Origin of the sequence: Pseudonocardia sp. MH-G8 (assembly GCF_002262885.1) — a bacterium.
GTDB lineage: Bacteria > Actinomycetota > Actinomycetes > Mycobacteriales > Pseudonocardiaceae > Pseudonocardia.
Map to the genome: position 1 here is coordinate 247,162 of NZ_NKYF01000007.1, position 18,028 is coordinate 265,189.

General features: G+C 72.3%; 17 protein-coding genes. 11 read left to right on the plus strand and 6 right to left on the minus strand.

Translation table 11 applies throughout. The annotated features are described in order from the left end of the window. Positions 1–45 precede the first annotated feature (45 nt). Entirely contained in the window at positions 46–921 is an 876-nt protein-coding gene (locus CFP66_RS19165) for a LysR family transcriptional regulator (protein ID WP_094926107.1), read from the minus strand. A gap of 115 nt (positions 922–1,036) precedes the next feature. Here CFP66_RS19165 and CFP66_RS19170 point away from each other — a divergent pair, with 115 nt between their 5' ends. Then, complete coding sequence (locus CFP66_RS19170) at positions 1,037–2,065, plus strand: MBL fold metallo-hydrolase (protein WP_094926109.1); 1,029 nt, start codon at positions 1,037–1,039, stop codon at positions 2,063–2,065. Beyond that, on the plus strand, positions 2,065–3,390 hold the full coding sequence (locus tag CFP66_RS19175; protein WP_094926111.1) for an MFS transporter: 1,326 nt from the start codon (positions 2,065–2,067) through the stop codon (positions 3,388–3,390). The genes CFP66_RS19170 and CFP66_RS19175 overlap by 1 nt, the downstream gene beginning before the upstream one ends. A gap of 33 nt (positions 3,391–3,423) precedes the next feature. On the opposite strand, the gene CFP66_RS19180 is transcribed toward CFP66_RS19175, so the two are convergent. Beyond that, entirely contained in the window at positions 3,424–4,026 is a 603-nt protein-coding gene (locus CFP66_RS19180) for a LysE family translocator (protein ID WP_094926290.1), read from the minus strand. Between the two features lie 78 nt (positions 4,027–4,104). Here CFP66_RS19180 and CFP66_RS19185 point away from each other — a divergent pair, with 78 nt between their 5' ends. From CFP66_RS19185 to CFP66_RS19225, 9 genes are all read left to right on the plus strand, one after another. After that, positions 4,105–4,962 (plus strand): LysR family transcriptional regulator, encoded by an 858-nt coding sequence (locus CFP66_RS19185; RefSeq protein ID WP_198961547.1) that lies wholly within the window; start codon positions 4,105–4,107, stop codon positions 4,960–4,962. A 65-nt stretch (positions 4,963–5,027) separates the two neighbouring features. Further along, entirely contained in the window at positions 5,028–5,678 is a 651-nt protein-coding gene (locus tag CFP66_RS19190; RefSeq protein ID WP_094926115.1) for a TetR family transcriptional regulator, read from the plus strand. Continuing rightward, positions 5,678–7,249, plus strand: a complete 1,572-nt coding sequence (locus CFP66_RS19195) for an FAD-dependent monooxygenase (protein WP_094926116.1) — start codon at positions 5,678–5,680, stop codon at positions 7,247–7,249. Before CFP66_RS19190 ends, CFP66_RS19195 begins: the two co-directional genes overlap by 1 nt. Positions 7,250–7,477: 228 nt before the next feature. Further along, positions 7,478–8,431 (plus strand): ABC transporter substrate-binding protein, encoded by a 954-nt coding sequence (locus CFP66_RS19200; RefSeq protein WP_143517302.1) that lies wholly within the window; start codon positions 7,478–7,480, stop codon positions 8,429–8,431. Next, on the plus strand, positions 8,431–9,369 hold the full coding sequence (locus CFP66_RS19205; protein WP_094926118.1) for an amino acid ABC transporter permease: 939 nt from the start codon (positions 8,431–8,433) through the stop codon (positions 9,367–9,369). Before CFP66_RS19200 ends, CFP66_RS19205 begins: the two co-directional genes overlap by 1 nt. Beyond that, positions 9,366–10,157 (plus strand): amino acid ABC transporter ATP-binding protein, encoded by a 792-nt coding sequence (locus CFP66_RS19210; protein WP_094926119.1) that lies wholly within the window; start codon positions 9,366–9,368, stop codon positions 10,155–10,157. Before CFP66_RS19205 ends, CFP66_RS19210 begins: the two co-directional genes overlap by 4 nt. Positions 10,158–10,162: 5 nt before the next feature. After that, positions 10,163–11,320: an N-methyl-L-tryptophan oxidase gene (gene solA / locus CFP66_RS19215; RefSeq protein WP_143517303.1), complete on the plus strand. Its 1,158-nt coding sequence runs from the start codon at positions 10,163–10,165 to the stop codon at positions 11,318–11,320. Then, positions 11,317–11,979 carry a GntR family transcriptional regulator gene (locus CFP66_RS19220; RefSeq protein WP_094926121.1) on the plus strand — a complete coding sequence of 221 codons (663 nt, stop codon included), beginning with the start codon at positions 11,317–11,319 and terminating at the stop codon, positions 11,977–11,979. Before solA ends, CFP66_RS19220 begins: the two co-directional genes overlap by 4 nt. Positions 11,980–11,985: 6 nt before the next feature. Then, the gene (locus tag CFP66_RS19225) at positions 11,986–12,945 is read left to right on the plus strand and encodes a LysR family transcriptional regulator (RefSeq protein ID WP_233159545.1); all 960 of its coding nucleotides are present in this window, start codon (positions 11,986–11,988) and stop codon (positions 12,943–12,945) included. Here CFP66_RS19225 and CFP66_RS19230 read toward each other — a convergent pair. From CFP66_RS19230 to CFP66_RS19245, 4 genes are all read right to left on the minus strand, one after another. Beyond that, positions 12,935–14,473: an aldehyde dehydrogenase family protein gene (locus tag CFP66_RS19230; RefSeq protein WP_094926122.1), complete on the minus strand. Its 1,539-nt coding sequence runs from the start codon at positions 14,471–14,473 to the stop codon at positions 12,935–12,937. The genes CFP66_RS19225 and CFP66_RS19230 overlap by 11 nt on opposite strands. Continuing rightward, on the minus strand, positions 14,470–15,663 hold the full coding sequence (locus CFP66_RS19235) for a Glu/Leu/Phe/Val dehydrogenase (RefSeq protein ID WP_233159546.1): 1,194 nt from the start codon (positions 15,661–15,663) through the stop codon (positions 14,470–14,472). The genes CFP66_RS19230 and CFP66_RS19235 overlap by 4 nt, the downstream gene beginning before the upstream one ends. A gap of 167 nt (positions 15,664–15,830) precedes the next feature. Further along, positions 15,831–16,571: an SDR family NAD(P)-dependent oxidoreductase gene (locus CFP66_RS19240; protein ID WP_094926123.1), complete on the minus strand. Its 741-nt coding sequence runs from the start codon at positions 16,569–16,571 to the stop codon at positions 15,831–15,833. Next, entirely contained in the window at positions 16,568–17,884 is a 1,317-nt protein-coding gene (locus CFP66_RS19245; RefSeq protein ID WP_094926124.1) for an aspartate aminotransferase family protein, read from the minus strand. Before CFP66_RS19245 ends, CFP66_RS19240 begins: the two co-directional genes overlap by 4 nt. Between the last annotated feature and the right edge of the window lie 144 nt (positions 17,885–18,028).

An 18,028-nucleotide genomic window follows, 5' to 3' on the forward strand; every position in this document is an offset into this window, starting at 1 on the left:
GCCGGCCGCCGTCGGGTGGGACCGATCGACGGGTGCTGACGGCGGCTACAGCGGCAGCACCTCCCGGCAGTGCTCGACCACCTGCTCGACCAGCCCGCTCGCCCGGACCCCACGCGGCAGGGCGGCGACGAGGGAGTTGGTCCCGATGTCCTCGACGATGGGCAGGAACTGCAGTGGCCGGCCCTCGTGGCTGCTCGCCACCTCGGTCATCAGCAGGGCCCAGGCCAGCCCTCGCCCGACAAGTGCGCGCACCGCCAGCACGTCGGTGCTGCGGTAGGCGATGCGCGGGAAGACTCCGAAGCGGGCCAGCAAGGCCTCGTTGAGGAAGCTCGCCGGCTCGACGTTGAGCAGCGCGCCGGGGTGGTCGGCGAGATCGGCGAGACGCACGTCGGGTCGTGCGGCGAGGGGGTGATCGGCGGCGACGGCGACCTTGAACCGGCGCTCGCGCAGCAGGGTCGGCTCCACCTCGGGCTGCAGCTGCATCTCGTAGAGGAAGCAGACATCCACCTGGCCGCGCAGCAGACGCTCCTGCAGCACGGCGGCGGAGCCCTCCACGATCTCCAGCTGCGAGTCCGGGAACCGGTCGCGCAGCAGGCCGGCGACCTCCGGCAGGACCTGCGCCGACACCGAGGGGAAGCACCCCACCGTCAGCCTGCCGGTGTGCGGGTGCCCGGCGAGCTGCCGCACGTCGTGCAGCACTCCGCGGGCCCGGGTTGCCGCCTCCCGGCCTGCCGCGGTCAGGTGGACGCCCTTCGCGGTTCGCCGCACGGCCAGCTGCACCCCGAGCGCGCCTTCGAGCTCCCGCAGGGCCTGGCTGATCGCGGCCTGTGAGACGTGGCAGCGGACCGCGGCCCGGGAGATCGACTCGTCCTGCGCGATCGCGACCAGGTACTCGAGCTGGCGCAGGGTCACATCCTTCACAAGCGGAGCTTATGTTCTGGGACAGCAGAATCAGCTATGCCTGGTTCCGCTGGTGGGCGAGATTGTGTGCCGTAGGTGCGGCTGCCGCACGTCCAGCACGACACGAAGGAGTGTCATGTCCAGCCCTCACGTGGTGACCCTCGGGACCGCGGGTGGCCCGCGGTGGTGGGACCGCCCCGGCGTGGCGGCCGCCCGGAGCGGGATCGCTACCGCGGTCGTCGTCGGCGAGGCGGTGTACCTCGTCGACGCAGGCCAGGGCACCGGCCGTCAGCTGGCCCGCGCGGGGCTGCCGCTCGACCGGGTCCGCGCGCTGTTCCTGACCCACCTGCATTCCGACCACGTCGCAGACCTGGTCCCGTTGCTGCTGTTCGGCCTGTTCGAGCGCCGGGACGCGGCCGCTCCGCCGATCCGGGTGTACGGTCCCGGCCCGCGCGGCGGGCTGCCGCCGCTCTCCCCGCACGCGACCCGGCGGCCGGAGCCGGTGGCGCCGGCCAACCCGACCCCGGGGACCGTCGAGATGGTCGGCCTGCTGTGCGCGGCGCACGCGACCGATCTCAACGATCGGATCTTCGACTCGTTGACGCGGCGACCCGCCGACCAGGTGGCCGTCCACGACATCGCGCTGCCGCCGGGCACGGGATTCGCCCCGGACTCCCGGGTGGCGCCGGCGATGGAGCCGTTCGAGGTCCACCGCGACGACGACGTCGTCGTCACCGCGATCCTGGTCGAGCACCCGCCCACCGCCCCGGCCTTCGCGTTCCGATTCGACACCGCCGAGGGTTCGGTGACGATTTCTGGGGACACGGCACCCTGCGTCAACCTGGTCCGACTCGCGCGGGACACCGATCTGCTGCTGCACGAGGCGATCGACCTGACCGCGATGGGTCGCCGCTACTCCGACAACGCGATGCGGCGCGCGACCATGGCCCACCACGGCCGCGCTCACACCACCGCTCACCAGGCCGGCGAGCTCGCCACCCGGGCTGGTGCCGGGGCGCTGGCGCTGCACCACCTGGTGCCCGGCGACGCCCCGGCGTCCGCGTTCTCCGCGACGGCGGCCGAGACGTTCCGCGGCCCGGTGCTCGTGCCCGACGACCTGGACGTCATCGGGTTCGCGACCGGTCGCCGGACGGAGGTGGCGTGATGCCCGGCACCGACAGCGCGCCGGCCGCCCGGCAGGTCGAAGCGACCCCGAGGGAGATGCGCCGGATCCTCGCCGCCAGCTTCATCGGCACGGCGATCGAGTACTACGACTTCATCCTCTACGCGACGGCCGCGAGCATCGTCTTCGGCACCGTGTTCTTCACCGGCGTCGGCCCCGGGGTCGCGCAGGTCCTCGCGTTCGGCACGCTCGCCGCCGGTTACTTCGCCCGTCCACTCGGTGGCATCGTGTTCGGACACCTGGGCGACCGGCTCGGCCGCAAGTCCATGCTGGTCGTGACCCTGGTGCTGATGGGCCTGGTCAGCACGCTGGTCGGCCTGCTCCCGACCACCGAGCAGATCGGCGTCGCGGCACCGCTGCTGCTGGTGCTCCTGCGGATCCTGCAGGGCATCGCGGTGGGCGGGGAGTGGGGCGGCGCGATGCTGCTCGGCTTCGAACGCGCGAAGAAGGAGTCGCGGGGCTTCGCCGCCTCCTTCGCCTACATGGGCGCCCCCGCCGGCACCATCGTCGGCACCCTGGTGCTCAGCCTCGCCTCGACGCTGCCCCGCGAGGACTTCCTGTCCTGGGGCTGGCGGGTGCCGTTCGTCTTCAGCGCGGTGCTGGCCGGCGTGGGGCTGGTCATCCGGCTCAAGACCGCCGAGTCGGCGGTGTTCCAGGAGGCCGTGGAGGCGGTGGAGGAGAAGCGGGTGCCGGTCGGCGAGGTCCTCACCCGCTATCCACGGCGGCTGCTGCTGGCGATCGGTGCCGGGATCTCGGGGCAGGCCGCGCAGGGGCTGATGGGGGTGTGGGCGCTGGGCTACGCCGTCACCCAGCTCCAGCTCTCGCCCACCAGCGTGCTCAACGTCAAGGCCCTCACCGGGGTCTGCGTGATCGTCGTGGTCGTGATCGCGGCGCGCCTGTCGGACCGGATCGGCCGCAGGCCGGTGATGCTGGGCGGGAACGTCGCGGCCCTGCTCCTCGCCTTTCCGATCATGTTCCTGCTCGACTCCGGCAGCGTGTGGACCGTGTTCCTCGCCCTGGTCCTCGGCCTGGCCGTGATCCAGGGCTTCGTCGCCGGGCCCTACGGCGCCTTCGCGGCCGAGCTCTTCCCGACCCGGATCCGCTACACGGGCACCTCGATGGGCTACCAGATCGCCGCGGCGCTCGGAGCCGGTCTCATGCCGGTGATCGCGTCCTCTCTGGTCCTGGTGGGTGGGGGCTCGCTGTGGCTCGTCGCGCCGGCGTGGATGGGCATGACATCGATCGGTCTGGTCGCCCTCGTCGTGGCGCGCGAAGGCAAGGACGACGACCTGCGCGACATCGGCTGACAGGGTGCCGCTCCTGGCTGAACCGGGCGATCTTCACCTCGCCGTCCAGATGGGCACGATCGAAGCCACGAGGAGCAGGGTGAGAACGACGTTGAGCACCGTCCACTGCCGCTCGGTCCGCAGCACCCGGGCGAGCACGAGTCCGGCGAGGCACCACAGTGTGAGCGATGCCGCGGCAGCCACGCCGAACGCCACGCCGAGCACACCGGCCAGGAGGGTGGGCTGTGAGGCGAGGGAAGCGAAGGAAGCGGCCGCGGCGACCGTCATCGCCCAGCCCTTGGGGTTGTGCCAGAGCATCCACACACCGCTGAGGAAGCCGAGGGGGCGCGAGGCGGCCGAGCCGCTGCCCGGAGAGCCGGCGCGCGCGGTCCGGACCGCCAGCCACAGCAGGTAGACGGTGCCGCCCACCTGGAAGGCGAGCCGCAGCGCCGGAGCGGCCAGGACCAGCCCGCCGAGTCCGGCCGCCGCGGCGGCGGCCATCGTGGCGAGCCCCACCGCGATGCCGGCCATCAGCGGGATCGACCGGCGGAAGCCGAAATGCGCACCCGAGGCGGTGGCCAGGGTGGTGGCGCCGCCCGGGGTGATCGTGGCGACCACCGCGAACACGGCGAGCGCGGTGAGTCCGGCAGCGGTCATGGTCCAGTTGTAGATCACGACGCGGCATCAGGACAACGAATGTTGCTTCTCGTTGTCATTACGGATCATGATGGTGATGTGACAGCCAACCTGGACACGGCGCTGCTGCGCACGTTCGTCGCGGTGTGCGATCACGCCGGCATGACCGCGGCCGGTCACGCGCTGCACCTCACCCAGGGAGCGGTCAGCCAGCAGGTCGGTCGGCTCGAGTCGGCCCTCGGGACGACGCTGTTCGTCCGCAGCCGCCGTGGCGTGCGCCTGACTCCGGCAGGGGAGCGGTTGATCGGACGGGCCCGGGAGATGCTCGCGCTCCACGACGAGCTCTGGGCGGACATGACCGGCCGGGGCGTGGCGGGGCGGGTCACCCTCGGTGTTCCGGACGACCTGGTCGCGGTGCTGGCCCCGGTCGTGAAGGGCTTCGTCGAGGACCATCCCCGGGTGGAGCTGTCCCTGGTCTGTGCGTCCTCGTCGGACCTGTCCGCCGAGGTCGGCCGGGGTGTCGTGGACGTGGCGGTCGTCGAGGAGCTCCACGAGTCCGCGGTGGGCGAGGTCGTGGCGCTCGAACGGCTCGTCTGGGTCGGGGATCGCGACGGCAGGGCGCACCTCGCCCGCCCGCTTCCGGTCTCCGTCGTCTCGCAGTCCTGCGCGTTCCGGCCCGTCGTGCTCGACGCGCTGCGCCGCGACGGTCGCGACTGGCGCACGGTCTTCGAGAACGGCAGCCTCGCGGCCACGCTGGCCACCGTCCGGATGGGGTTGGCCGTCACCGCGCTGCTGGAGTCGACCGCGCCGGTCGACCTCGCCGTGCTCGGACGGTCGGCCGTCCTTCCCGAGCTCCCTCCGTTCGCCCTCACCCTGCGCGTCGGTGCCACCGCGTCGCCACCCGCAGTCGAGCTCGCGGACCGGCTGCGCGCCGGGCTGGCCCGGCGCGGGGAGTGAGAGGCGAGACGGCTTCTCATTGAGCAAAGTTGCACAGTGCGCAAGAATTGCTCTACCGTGGAGGCATGCCTGACGGACTTCGTGAGCGGAAGAAGACGGAGCTGCGCGACCGGCTGAGCCTGACGACGGTGCTCCTCGCGACGGAGCGGGGCCTGGCGAACGTCCGTGTGGAGGACATCGTCGAGCGCGTCGGGGTGTCGCGCCGCACGTTCAGCAACTACTTCGCGAGCAAGGAAGACGCCATCGCGGACCGTCACGTCCAGCGGGCGTGGGAGGCGGCGGAGGCCCTGCGGGCGCGACCGGCCGAGGAGCCGCTCTGGGAGGCGGTCACCGCGGCGATCGTCGTCCCGTACCTGTCGAGGTCCGGTGCGGGAGCGGCGAAGTCGAAGGAAGACCAGGACAGCCTGATCGCCATGCTGAGCGAGCCCGACATGCAGTCGGCCGTCGCCCGGGGGATGCGCGCCGCCACCGACGTGCTCGCCGACGCGATCGCGGAACGGCTCGGCACCGACCCGGCCGTCGACATCCACCCGCGCCTGGTCGCCAACGCCGCCCTCTCGACGCAGCTGCTCACCGTGGAGTTCTGGCTTCGCACCGATCCCCCCGGCGAGCTCCTCCCACTCCTGCGGGACGCGTTCGACCGGCTCGGGGCCGGGTTCGGCGAGTCCGCAGACCGTCATCCGAACCACCACAGCCCGGAAGAGGAGCAGCACTGATGCTCGATGTCGTCATCTCCGGCGGAGGCCCCGTCGGCCTCTTCCTCGCGTGTGAACTCAAGCTCGCGGGGGCGAATCCGGTCGTCCTGGAACGCCTGGCCGGCGTCAACCAGGCGGACAAGGCGCACGGGCTCACCGGTCAGGTCGTTCGGTTGCTGGACAACCGGGGCCTGTTCGAACGCTGCAGCGGGTCCGCGGTGCCGGCGGCCGCGCCGGGCTTCTTCTTCGGTGCGATGACGTTGCCGTTGCACGAGCTCGGCGCCGACAACCCGATGTACCTCCTGCCCATCAACCAGCGCGACTTCGAACGCGTCCTCAACGAGAGGGCGGCGGAGCTGGGCGTCGATGTGCGACGTGGGTACGAGGTGCGCTCGTTCACCCAGCTCGACGAGCACGTCGAGGTCCTGGCGTCCGATGAGGACGGCGGCGAGGCCACGTTCGGCGCGAGGTTCCTCGTCGGCTGCGACGGGGCGCACAGCGTGGTCCGGAAGCAGTCGGGCATCGGGTTCCCCGGGTACACCGACGAGCAGATCGTGGACCGGACGGCGCTCATCGCGCCGTCGGCCCAGTTCCGGCCCGCGCCCGGCGGGCGGGTGTACGTCCAGGGCCTCGGTGAGATCTCCGGGCACGCCCACCGCACGGAGCGCGGCGTCGTCACCGTCGCGCTGCTCGACCCGGAGCGCCCCCTCGTGCACACCGTCGAGTGGGAGGACGAGCCGGCGGGCGCCTTCCCCGGGCCCGGGGCGCCCATGACGTTGACCGAGATGGAAGCGAGCATCGAGCGCGTCCTCGGCGCGCCGGTCTCCCTCGCGTCGCCGCCGGACGGTGCGCCCACGCTCCTTCGTCGTCTGTGCGGCAGGAACACCCGTGTGGCCGACAGGTACCGCGACCGCCGAGTGTTCCTCGCCGGTGATGCCGCGCACGTTCACGCCGCCGCGGGCGGGCCGGGTCTGAACCTGGCGCTCCAGGACGCCGCGAACCTCGCCTGGAAACTGGCCGCCGACCTGCACGGCTGGGCTCCGGAGGATCTGCTCGACACCTACGAGACCGAACGGCACGCGCTCGGACGTCGGGTCTTCATGCAGACGCAGGCCCAGACCGCCCTCATGGCACCCGGCGGTGACGTGACCGCGCTGCGGCAACTGTTCGCGGAGTTCCTCGGCCGTCGCGACAACCTGCAGCTCGTCGCGGACCTCATCGCCGGTGCCGACGTGCGCTACGCCATGGGCGAGGAGGACCCCGCCGCACCGACGGGGTGGTTCGTGCCGTCGCTCGCGGTGGAGACCCAGGATGGGCGGCGGGTCCGGCTCGCCGAACTCCTCCGCGACGCCTCTCCCGTTCTCCTCGACCTCACCGAGGGCGGCGAGCTCACCACGGCCACCGAACCCTGGAGCGATCGTGTGACCGCCGTTGCCGGCCGAGCGGCGAACGCTCCTGCATCCGCGCTGCTCATCCGTCCCGACGGCTACGTCGCGTGGGCCGGTGCGGACCCGGACCGCCTGCGGGACGCGCTCACCCGCTGGTTCGGGCCGGCCCGCTTCCGAAAGGCATCACCGTGCCTCTTGCGCTGACCGGTGATTGGATCCATTATACAGCGAGAAATCCGGAAGATCGGGCCTCGGGATCCGGGTCGACGCGACGGTGTCGCGACGCGATGCGTTCCGCGCGACGTGGTAATGGCTCAGGGGTGTCATTCCTGGGTTGATTGAAAAGCGCATGTGCGACGGGTGCGCTCGAAACCACCTCGGCGAGGTCGGTCACGCCTGCCAGCACGCCGAATCTGCCTGATCGGAGCCTTTGTGAACCGTCGTTCCGGCCCTTCTGCTCGCCACCGCGCTCGCTGGCCTCTCGCCCTGCTCGGAGTTCTCGCACTGGCCCTCACAGCCTGTGGTGGTGGTGAGGCTCCTGCCGCCGCCGGGGGCGAGGCCGGCGCTGCCTCGCCCGCCCAGTTCGACGCCTTCGAACAGGTAGCTCCTGACGCGGCTGCGGCAGAACTGCTTCCCGACGCGATCACGCAGGCCGGCAAGCTGGTGGTGGTGATGAACGTGTCGAGCGCGCCCGGCAAGTTCTACGCCACCGACAACACCACGGTGATCGGCCTGAACGCCGACCTGGCCAGGGCCATCGGCCGTGTGCTGGACATTTCGGTCGAGATCCAGGACGTGCAGTTCGACGGCATCATTCCCGGCCTGAGCGCCGAGCGGTTCGACATGACGATCGCCAGCATGGCGGCCACCGCGCCGCGCCTCGAGGTGCTCGACATGATCCGCTACGGCGAGTGGGGCTCGTCGCTCGCCGTGGCCAAGGGCAACCCGCTCGGGCTGACCGCGGAGACGCTGTGCGGCCACCGGATCGCGGTGCAGCAGGCGTCGATCCAGGCCGACAAGCGACTGCCGGACCTGTCCGCCGCGCACTGCGAGGCGGCGGGCCTGCCGAAGATCGAGGCCGTCGTGCTGCCCAGCCAGAACGACGCCGTGCTCCAGCTGGCCAGCGGCCGCGTCGACGGCGTGTTCGCCGACACCCCCGTGCTCGCCTACGCCACGGTCCAGCAGCCCGACAAGCTCGAGCTGGGAGCGGAGCTGAACCGCAGTCCGGTGTCGATCGGCCTGCCGAAGGACAGCGAGCTGACTCCCGCGGTGCAGGCGGCGATGCAGGTGCTGATGGATTCCCCGACCTACGCCGAGATCTTCGCCAAGTGGGGCCTGGCCGACGCCGTGACGGCGGAGCCCACGCTCGAGGTCCCGACGCCCTGATGACCACCACGAGGCTGCCCGGCGCCGAGGCTGAGGCGGAGCTGCTCACGGTCGTGCCGCGGCGGAGCCCGGTGCAGATCGTCGGCACGCTGGTCGTGCTGGTGCTCGGCGCGATGCTGGTGAACACGCTGATCACCAACGAGCGGTTCGAGTGGGACATCGTCGCGCAGTACCTGACGGTCGAGGCCATCCTGCGCGGCGCGCTGCTCACCGTCGAGCTGACCGTGATCTCGATGGTGCTCGGCGTCGTGCTCGGCGTCGTCCTGGCGGTGATGCGGCTGTCCCGCAGCCGGCTGCTCGCCGGCATCTCGTTCGCCTTCGTGTGGTTCTTCCGGGGAACGCCGCTGCTGATCCAGCTCATCTTCTGGTTCAACCTCTCGGCCCTGTATCCGCAGCTGTCGCTGGGAATCCCGTTCGGCCCGGAGTTCGTGTCCGGGAGCTCCAACGCGTTCATCACGCCGTTCGTGGCCGCGGTGCTGGGACTGACGCTGAACGAGGCGGCCTACATGGCCGAGATCGTCCGCGGCGGGCTCCTGGGCGTCGACCGGGGGCAGACCGCGGCCGCGCAGGCGCTCGGCATGAGCCGGACGCTCACGCTGCGCCGGATCGTGCTGCCGCAGGCGATGCGGATCATCGTGCCGCCGACCGCGAACCAGACGGTCTCGATGCTGAAGAACACCTCGCTGGTGAGCGTGCTCGGCGCCGCGGAGCTGCTGCACAGCGCGCAGATCATCTACTCCCGCACCTACGAGACGATCCCGCTGCTGATCGTGGCCGCCCTCTGGTACCTGGCGATGACCACGGTGCTGAGCGTCGGGCAGTACTACGTCGAGCGGTACTACGGACGCGGCGACATCGGGGCCGGCCGGGCGAAGCGCCGGGGGAGCAAGCCGGCGGCCAGGACACCCACGATCGACCGATCGGAGCTGCCGTCATGACCGCGCCGCCCGGCACCACGCCCCCCGACACCGCGCTGGTGCGCGCCCGAGCACTGCGCAAGTCCTTCGGCCACGTGGAGGTCCTGCGCGGGGTCGATCTCGACGTCGAGGCGGGAGAGGTGTGCTGCATCGTCGGGCCGAGCGGATCGGGCAAGTCGACGCTGCTGCGCTGCATCAACCACCTGGAGAAGCTGGACTCGGGGCAGATCCACGTGGACGGTGAGCTGATCGGCTACCGCCGCGTGGGCCGGAAGCTGCACGAGCTCTCCGAACGTCACGTGGCCCGGCAGCGTTCCGGGATCGGCATGGTCTTCCAGCAGTTCAACCTCTTCCCGCACATGACGGCGCTGGAGAACGTGATCGAGGCGCCGGTGCGGGTGAAGAGGGAACCATCCGGCGAGGTCCGCACCCGGGCGCTGTCGCTGCTCGACCGCGTGGGGCTGGGGGAGAAGGCCGACGCCTACCCCGGGCAGCTGTCCGGCGGGCAGCAGCAGCGTGTGGCGATCGCCCGCGCGCTGGCCATGCGACCCCGGCTGATGCTGTTCGACGAGCCGACGTCGGCGCTGGACCCGGAGCTGGTCGGGGAGGTGCTCGAGACGATGCGGGCGCTCGCCGAGGAGGGGATGACGATGATCGTGGTGACGCACGAGATGGGGTTCGCCCGGGAGGTGGGGGACACCCTGGTCTTCGTCGACGACGGTGTGATCGTGGAGCGGGGCGCGCCCGCCGAGGTCCTCACCGATCCGAAGCACGAGCGGACCCGCTCGTTCCTGTCGAGGGTCTTGTGAACGCGGTGAACAGCCGGCTGGACGCCGAGGTCGGGGTCGTCGGGGTCGGCACCGTGGGCAGCATGCTGATGTGGCAGCTGGCCCGGCGCGGGGTGCGGGCGCTCGGGTTCGAGCGGCACGCCCCCGGCCACGACCGCGGTGCGGTGGGCGGGGAGACCCGGCTGTTCCGGATGGCCTACGCCGAGGGTGCCCGCTACACCGGTCTGCTGCGCAGCGCGCTCGCCGGATGGCGGGAGCTCGAGGCCGAGGCGGACGCGTCGCTGCTGGTGCAGTGCGGCGGGCTGGCCATCGGCGACCGTGACGGCGACTACGTCGGCGGGCTGCTGGCGAGCGCCCGCGAATCGGGCACCCCGGTCGAGGTGCTGGACCGGGATGCCGCGCGCGAGCGGTACCCCCAGCACCGGCTGCGGGGCGGGGAGGTCGCGGTTCTCGACACCCAGGCCGGGTTCCTCCGTTGCGAACCGGCGGTGATCGCGGCCACCACGCTCGCCGAGCAGGGCGGGGCGACGGTGCTGCGGTACACCGATGTGGACGGCGTCGCCGAGCGCGACGACCACGTCGAGATCCGGGCGGGTGCGGACGTGTGGCGGGTCCGCGACGTCGTGCTGTGCGCCGGTTCGTGGACCGGCCGGTTGCTCCCGGCGGAGTGGGAGCGGCTGCTCGAACCGCGCCGCGTGCGGTTGAACTGGTTCGCCGCCCGCCGGCCCGAGCAGTTCCTCCCCGACCGGTTCCCGATCTTCATCCGGTCGACCGGCGACATGCACCTCTACGGGGCGCCGTCGGTGGACGGTGTGAGTGTCAAGGTGGCCGGGATGGCGCTGTCGCAGCCCGTGGACCCCGACCGGTTCGACCGCCGGCACAGCCCGGACGAGATCGCCGGGGCCGCCGCCGTGGTGCGGGACCTGCTGCCCGGCCTGCACCCCGATCCGGTGAGGTCCGACGCCTTCACCGACCTGTTCACCACCGACGGCACCCCGCTCGTGGGGCGGATCGGCCGCACCGGCCGGCTGACGGTCGCCTCCGGCTTCTCCGGGCGCGGGTTCAAGTATTCTCCGGCTCTCGCGTCCGTCGTCGCGGACGCCGTGGTGCGCGGCACCGAGGGAGCGCTCGAGTTCATGTCACCGCAGCGACTGGCACGCGAGGGCGGTCCGGCGTCGACGTGAAGAGCTCGCGTCCCCCGACCGTGCAGGAGTTCGTACTGGCGGAGCTGCGCCGAGCCGTGATCGCCGGCGAGCTCGAGCCCGGGCAGCCGATCCGGCAGGAGGCGATCGCCGAGGGCCTCGGGGTGAGCCGCGTCCCGGTGCGCGAGGCGCTGAAAATCCTGGAGGGTGAGGGGCAGGTGGTCCACCAGCCGCATCGCGGGTACGTGCTCGCGGCGCTGTCGCTGCCCGAACTGCGGGAGGTCTACCGCATCCGCGAGATCCTGGAGGCCGAGGCCGCCCGCATCGCCGTCCACGAGCTCACGGCCGCGGACCTCGACGGCATCGTCGCCGCGCAGCACGACGTGGAGGCGGCCTCGGCGCGGGGCGACCTGCAGGCGATGACGCTCGCCAACCGGCGGTTCCACTTCGCCATCATCGAGGGGTGCGGGATGGCGCGGCTCGTCCGCATCATCGCGAACCTCTGGAACTCCACCGACGCCTACCGCTCCGTGTACTACAACGCGCAGCACAATCGCGAGCGCGTCGAGCGGGAGCACCGCGAGATCGTAGAGGCGGTCCTCGACCGGGATGCGGACCGCCTGATCCGGGCGATGGCCGAGCACCGGACCCACGCCGTCGAGGCGCTCAGCGCGATCATCGGACCGGCTCCGGAGGTGTGAGCAGGAGTGGTCAGGAGCGGTCAGCCGCTGAACCCGCTGCACCTGCGGACGCTCGTGGAGGTGGTCCGCACCGGATCGTTCGCCGAGGCGGCGCGCCGGCTGGGCTACACGCCCTCCGCCGTCTCCCAGCAGATGTCCGGGCTGGAGCGGGCGGTCGCGCTGGCGCTGTTCGAGCGGGAGGCGCACAGCGTGCGGGCCACGCCCGCGGCCGAGCTGATCGCGCAACGGTCGCAGGAGGTGCTCGCCTCGTTCGGCGCGCTGGACCACGAGATCGAGACCATCGCCGCGGGCGGGCAGGGCCGGTTGCGGCTAGGCAGTTTTCCCACCGCCAGCGCGCGGGTGCTGCCGCACGGGCTCGCGGCGTTCGTGGAACGTCATCCCGCCGTCGAGATCCAGCTCGACGAGGGGGAGCCGGACGAACTGCTCCCGCTGCTCCAGGGCGGCGAGCTGGATCTCGCACTCGTCTACCGCTACGACCTCGTGCCGCGCCGCTGGCCCGAGCGGCTCGTGGAGACCGAGATCCTGCACGAGAACCTGCTCCTGCTCCTGCCTGCCGGCCACCGGCTGGCGTCCCGGCAGGCGATCGGGCCTGCCGACCTGTGCGACGAGACGTGGATCGCGAGCCGGGAGGGCACGGCAGGCGCGACGTGCCTGATCCGCGCGTGCGCGCAGGCCGGATTCACCCCACGCGTCGCCTACCGGAGCAACGACTACGACGTCGTCCAGGGTCTCGTCGCCGCCGGACTGGGGCCGGCGATGGTGCCCGCGCTGGGGCACGATGCCTCGGTCCCCGGCCTCCACGCGCGGGCGGTCACGGGCATGGCGCTGCAGCGGCACGTGTCAGCCCTGCACCGGGTGACCGGCGTCAGCACGCCCGTGCAGGGCGTGCTGAGCGCCTTCCGGTACGCCGCCGGTCTCGTGGCGTCCGAACAGGTGCGGGCCGGGCCCGCCCCGGTCACGCCGTGAACGTCACGCCCTGGGCGAGCGGCAGCTCCCCGGAGTAGTTGACGGTGTTGGTGGCGCGCCGCATGTAGCTGCGCCAGGCGTCCGAGCCCGACTCGCGGCCACCCCCGGTCTCCTTCTCCCCGCCGAAGGCGCCGCCGATCTCGGCACCCGAGGTCCCGATGTTGACGTTGACGATCCCGCAGTCGGAGCCGTCGGCGGCGAGGAAGCGCTCGGCCTCCTGCTGGTCGCCGGTGAAGATGCTGGAGGACAGGCCCTGCGGCACCGCGTTGTGCAGGGCGATCGCCTCGTCGAGGTCGTCGTAGGCCATCACGTAGAGCACCGGGGCGAAGGTCTCCTCGCGCACGACGTCGCTCTGCCCGGGCATCCGCACGAGTGCCGGCTCGACGTAGAACGCGTCGGGCGCGGCGTCGGCGAGGCGCCGTCCACCACCGGCCAGCACGCTGCCGCCCTGCGCGGCGGCGTCGGCCAGCGCCCGCTCCATGACCTGGTGCGCGCGCTCGTTGATCAGCGGTCCGACGAGGGTGGACCCGTCCATCGGGTTGCCGATGGCCAGGGTCTGGTAGGCCTTGCCCACCCGCTCCGCGAGCTCGTCCGCCACGCTCGTGTGGGCGAGCACCCTGCGCATCGTGGTGCACCGCTGACCGGCCGTTCCGGCGGCGGAGAAGACGATGCCGCGGGTCGCAAGGTCCAGGTCCGCGGACGGGGCGACGATCGCGGCGTTGTTGCCGCCCAGCTCGAGCAGGCTCCGGCCGAAGCGGGCCGCGACCCGGGGCCCGACGGCACGGCCCATCCGGGTGGAACCGGTGGCGGACAGCAGCGCGACGCCGGGGTTGTCGACCAGTCGCTCGCCGACGTCGGCGCCGCCGAGCACGACCTGGCTCAGGTGGGCGGGGGCCCCGACGTCGGCGGCGGCGCGGTCCAGGATCGCGGCCGACGCCAGCGCCGTGAGCGGGGCGAGGTCGGAGGGCTTCCACACCACCGGGTCGCCGCACACGAGGGCGACGGCGGTGTTCCACGACCACACCGCGGCCGGGAAGTTGAACGCGGAGATCACGCCCACCACGCCGAGCGGGTGCCAGGTCTCCATCAGCCGGTGCCCCGGGCGCTCCGAAGGCATCGTGCGGCCGTAGAGCTGGCGGGAGAGGCCGACGGCGAAATCGCAGATGTCGATCATCTCCTGGACCTCACCGAGGGCCTCGGAGGTGATCTTGCCGACCTCCAGGGAGATCAGTGTCGCGACGTCGGCCTTGTGCGCGGTGAGCAGCTCGCCGAACCGCTTGACGAGGGCGCCCCGCGCCGGCGCGGGGGTGGTGCGCCAGACGCGGAACGCGTCCTGCGCGCGGTCGACGGCGTCGTCGACACCCGCCGCGTCGGTCCAGGTGACCGGATGCAGCGACCGGCCCGTGATCGGCGTCCGCGACGTGGCGCCGCCGCGCAGCGCGCCCGGTTCGACGCCGCACCGCGTCAGGGTGCGCAGCGCCATCTCCTGCAACATCTCGGTGGCCGGCAGTGCAGGTGAGGCGTTCATGCGGGTGCTCCTCGGAGTGCTGGGTGGTGTTCGGTGCCGGCCTCGTCCGGGGCGGGATGGCCGCGCAGTTCCATCGCCGTGCGGACCCTGGCCTGGGCCATGGCCAGCGCCGCAGCGTGCGTCGTGGTGCCGCGGCGGCGGCTGTCCTCCAGCACGGTCACGGTGTTGGCGCGCAGCTTCTCCGAGATCATGGCGAAGATCAGGCCCGGGTCCGGGGTGAACGGCGAGTTGCGGGCGGTCATGGAGTGGGCCGCGGCCACGACCCCGCCGGCGTTGGCGATGAAGTCGGGCACCACGGCGATCCCGCGGGCGAAGAGCAGCTCTCTGGCGGCGGGTGTGGTCGGCATGTTGGCGCCCTCGACGACGAGCCGGGCGGTGGTACCCCGGGCGACGTCCTCGTCGATGACGTCCTCCCGCGCCGCCGGCACCAGGACGTCGGCGTCGAGGTGGAGCAGTCCGTCGGCGGGCCGGACGCCGCCGTACTCGTGCACGCAGGCGTCACCGGCCTCGGCGTGCAGCTTCAGCAGGGCCGCGACGTCGAGGCCGTCGCGGTCGTACACGCAGCCCTGCGCCGTCGAGATCCCGACGACGACCGCGCCCAGCGCGTCGAACCTGCGTACCGCGGCGGTGCCGACCGCGCCGAAGCCCTGGACCACGACGCGGGCTCCCGCGAGGCCGGTGCCGATGTTCCCGGCCGCCGCGTCCGCCGCCTCGGCCACCCCGTAGCCCGTGACGCCCAGCTCGTCGTAGGGCAGGCCGCCCAGTGCCCGCGGGAGGCCGACCGCGGCGCCCCGGTCCCCGAGCTCGTCGGCCATGATCGCGGCGTCGCGCTCCGACAGGCCCATGTCGAGGCCGAAGACGTACTCGCGGGGGACCTCGTTCGCCAGTGCGCGGGCGAAGGCCCGCAGCACCGCCTCCTTGTCCTCGCCGTGGGGGTCGCCGAGGATCCCGGCCTTCGCGCCGCCGTGGAACAGGTCCACGGCCGCCCATTTCCAGGTCATGGTGCGGGCGAGGCGCGCCACCTCGATGACGGTGAGTGTGGGGCTCATCCGGGTGCCGCCCTTGCCCATGCCGCGGGCGGTGTTGTCCAGGACCAGCACACCCTTCATGCCGGTCCGCCGGTCCGACACGCAGACCACCTTCTCCGGACCCCAGCCGTCCATCAGCGAGAACACATCGCCATCCCGCACCCGGGCTCCTCCCGATCGGCAACAGTCGACGCCAGCATCATCGTCGACGGCGCGCGGGCCAAGGGGGTCAGCACGCGAGGTCCGAAGCCCCAGCAGCAGCGATCATGGCCCTCGCCGCGGTCGAGCCGTTGCCGGTGTCGGGGAAGGTGCAGCGGCGAGTCGCTCCGTCAGTGCACCAACCCGCCGTCGACGGCGAGGACCTGGCCGGAGACGTACGAGGCCAGCTCGCTGAGCAGGAACACGACAGGATCCGCGATCTCGGAGGGATCGGGCAGTCTGCCGAGCGCGATGCCGTCGACCACCCGCTCGACCGGGCGCCCCGCCCAGACCCGGCGCAGCCGCTCGGTCAGGACGGGCCCGGGGGCCAGTGCGTTGACCCGGATCCCACGTGGGCCGAGAGTGCGGGCGAGATAGCGGGTGTACATGTGGACGGCGGCCTTGGCGACGCCGTAGTGGCTGTAGCCGCCGTCGGGGGTCGGGGCACGGCCGTTCAGCGAACCCAACGTGACGATCGCGGGCGACGTCGCGCGGGCGAGGCCGGGCAGCGCGGCGTTCACCGTGTGCAGCGCGCTGAACAGGTTCCCGTCGAGCACCTCCTGCAGAGTGGCGGGCGAGAGGCCCGCTGCGGTGTTCTCCTCGGGTGCGCCGGTGCCGCCACCCGCGCAGCAGACGAGGCCGTCGAGCCGTGGATGGCGGTCGAGGATCCGGGCGAACGCCGCCGTCGTGGCCGCCTCGTCGGTCAGATCGCAGATCAACGTCCACGCCTCGCCCTGCGGCGCGTGGGCGGGCGCCGCGCGGTCCAGGACGACCGGGGTCCCGCCGTGGGCCGTCACCGCGGAACAGATCGCGCCGCCCAGCCCTCCCGCCCCGCCGGTGACCACGACGACGCGGCCCTCGAGCAGCCTCATCGGTCCGTCCCCACCGGGCCGTCGACGATCGCGGCGGCGAGCAGCTCCAGCGCCCGATCGGCTTCCTCGGCGGTGACGGTCATCGGCGGGGTGATCCGCAGGACGTTCCCGTAGAGCCCGCCGCGCCCGATCAGCAGCCCGAGCGATCGTGCCCGCTCCACCGCCGCGAGCGCTCTTGCCGCGGACGCGGTGGTGCCGCCGGGCTCGACCAGCTCGATGCCGATCATGAGACCGGAGCCGCGCACCTCGCCGATCGAGCGGCGGTCCGCGGCGAGCCGTGCCAGCCCGGCCTGCAGCCGACAGCCGATCTCGTCGGCGTTGCGCATCAGGTCGTGGTCGCGGATGTGGTCGAGCGTGGCGTTGGCGGCGGCGGTGGCGATCGGGTTGCCGCCCGCTGTGGAGATCGACTGCGCTGGCAGGCTGTGCACCAGCTCGGCCTCCGCGACGACGCCGCCGATGGCCAGCCCGTTCGCCAGCCCCTTCGCGAAGGTGATCGCCTCGGGGAGCACGCCGTGTGCGTGCATCCCGAAGAACGCCTTGCCCGTCCGGCCCCAACCGGACTGCACCTCGTCCGAGACCAGCGGGATGCCGTACTCGTCGAGGACCTGCTTGGTCCGGGCGAAGAAGCCGGGCGGCGGCTCGGCGAAGCCGCCTGCGCCCTGGATCGGCTCGGCGAGCAGGCAGGCGACGGGCCCGCTCGTGCTCGTCTCGATGATCGCGCGGGTCTCCTCGACGCAGGCGTCGACGAACGCGGCCTCGCCGAGGTCGCGGAAGGGGCTGCGGTAGCGGTAGCCGCTGTGCAGGTAGCTGACCTGCACCGGGCTGAACCCGGTGGCCGACCACGACCGGATGCCGGTGGTCGCGACCGTGCCGAAGGTCCGGCCGTGGTAGCCGCCGCGCAGGGCGAGCACCTGGTTGCTGCGTGCCTTCGCCGTGGTGAACAGCAGCGCGGCCTCCACCGCCTCGCTGCCCGAGTTCACGAAGAACACCCTGGGGTCGCGCATCCGGCTGGCCTCGGCGATCCGCTCCGCCAGCCGGATCTGCCCGGAAAGCAGGTAGAGCGTCGACGAGTGCAGGATGCGGCCCGCCTGTTCCCGGATCGCCTCGACGATCTCCGGGATGCCGTGCCCGACCATGGTGGCGAGCAGCCCGCCGAAGAAGTCCAGGTACTCGACCCCGTCGCTGCTCACGACCGTCCGGCCGGAGCCCGACACCAGCTCCAGCGGCTCGTCGTAGTAGAGCCCCATCCACTCGGGCATCACCGCGCGGTGGCGGTCCAGCAGGGCTCGGGGCGCAGCGGCGAGTTCGGTCATGCCGCGGACGGTAGGAGGGGACGAGCCACCGGCCCGCCGCGTGCTACGAAGATTTCGGATAGTCGAAAACCGAGTTCGGATTGCCGAACGGCCGGCCGGCGGGCGTGCACTGTTGCCCGGCCGGACAGCCCGGCGACCGCGACC

Excerpts from the sequence above, each read along its gene's own strand:
- CFP66_RS19170 (WP_094926109.1), top strand. The coding sequence starts at position 1,037 with ATGTCCAGCCCTCACGTGGTGACCCTCGGGACCGCGGGTGGCCCGCGG.
- CFP66_RS19175 (WP_094926111.1), top strand. The coding sequence starts at position 2,065 with ATGCCCGGCACCGACAGCGCGCCGGCCGCCCGGCAGGTCGAAGCGACC.
- CFP66_RS19180 (WP_094926290.1), bottom strand. The coding sequence starts at position 4,026 with ATGACCGCTGCCGGACTCACCGCGCTCGCCGTGTTCGCGGTGGTCGCC.
- CFP66_RS19190 (WP_094926115.1), top strand. The coding sequence starts at position 5,028 with ATGCCTGACGGACTTCGTGAGCGGAAGAAGACGGAGCTGCGCGACCGG.
- CFP66_RS19195 (WP_094926116.1), top strand. The coding sequence starts at position 5,678 with ATGCTCGATGTCGTCATCTCCGGCGGAGGCCCCGTCGGCCTCTTCCTC.
- CFP66_RS19205 (WP_094926118.1), top strand. The coding sequence starts at position 8,431 with ATGACCACCACGAGGCTGCCCGGCGCCGAGGCTGAGGCGGAGCTGCTC.
- CFP66_RS19210 (WP_094926119.1), top strand. The coding sequence starts at position 9,366 with ATGACCGCGCCGCCCGGCACCACGCCCCCCGACACCGCGCTGGTGCGC.
- CFP66_RS19230 (WP_094926122.1), bottom strand. The coding sequence starts at position 14,473 with ATGAACGCCTCACCTGCACTGCCGGCCACCGAGATGTTGCAGGAGATG.
- CFP66_RS19240 (WP_094926123.1), bottom strand. The coding sequence starts at position 16,571 with ATGAGGCTGCTCGAGGGCCGCGTCGTCGTGGTCACCGGCGGGGCGGGA.
- CFP66_RS19245 (WP_094926124.1), bottom strand. The coding sequence starts at position 17,884 with ATGACCGAACTCGCCGCTGCGCCCCGAGCCCTGCTGGACCGCCACCGC.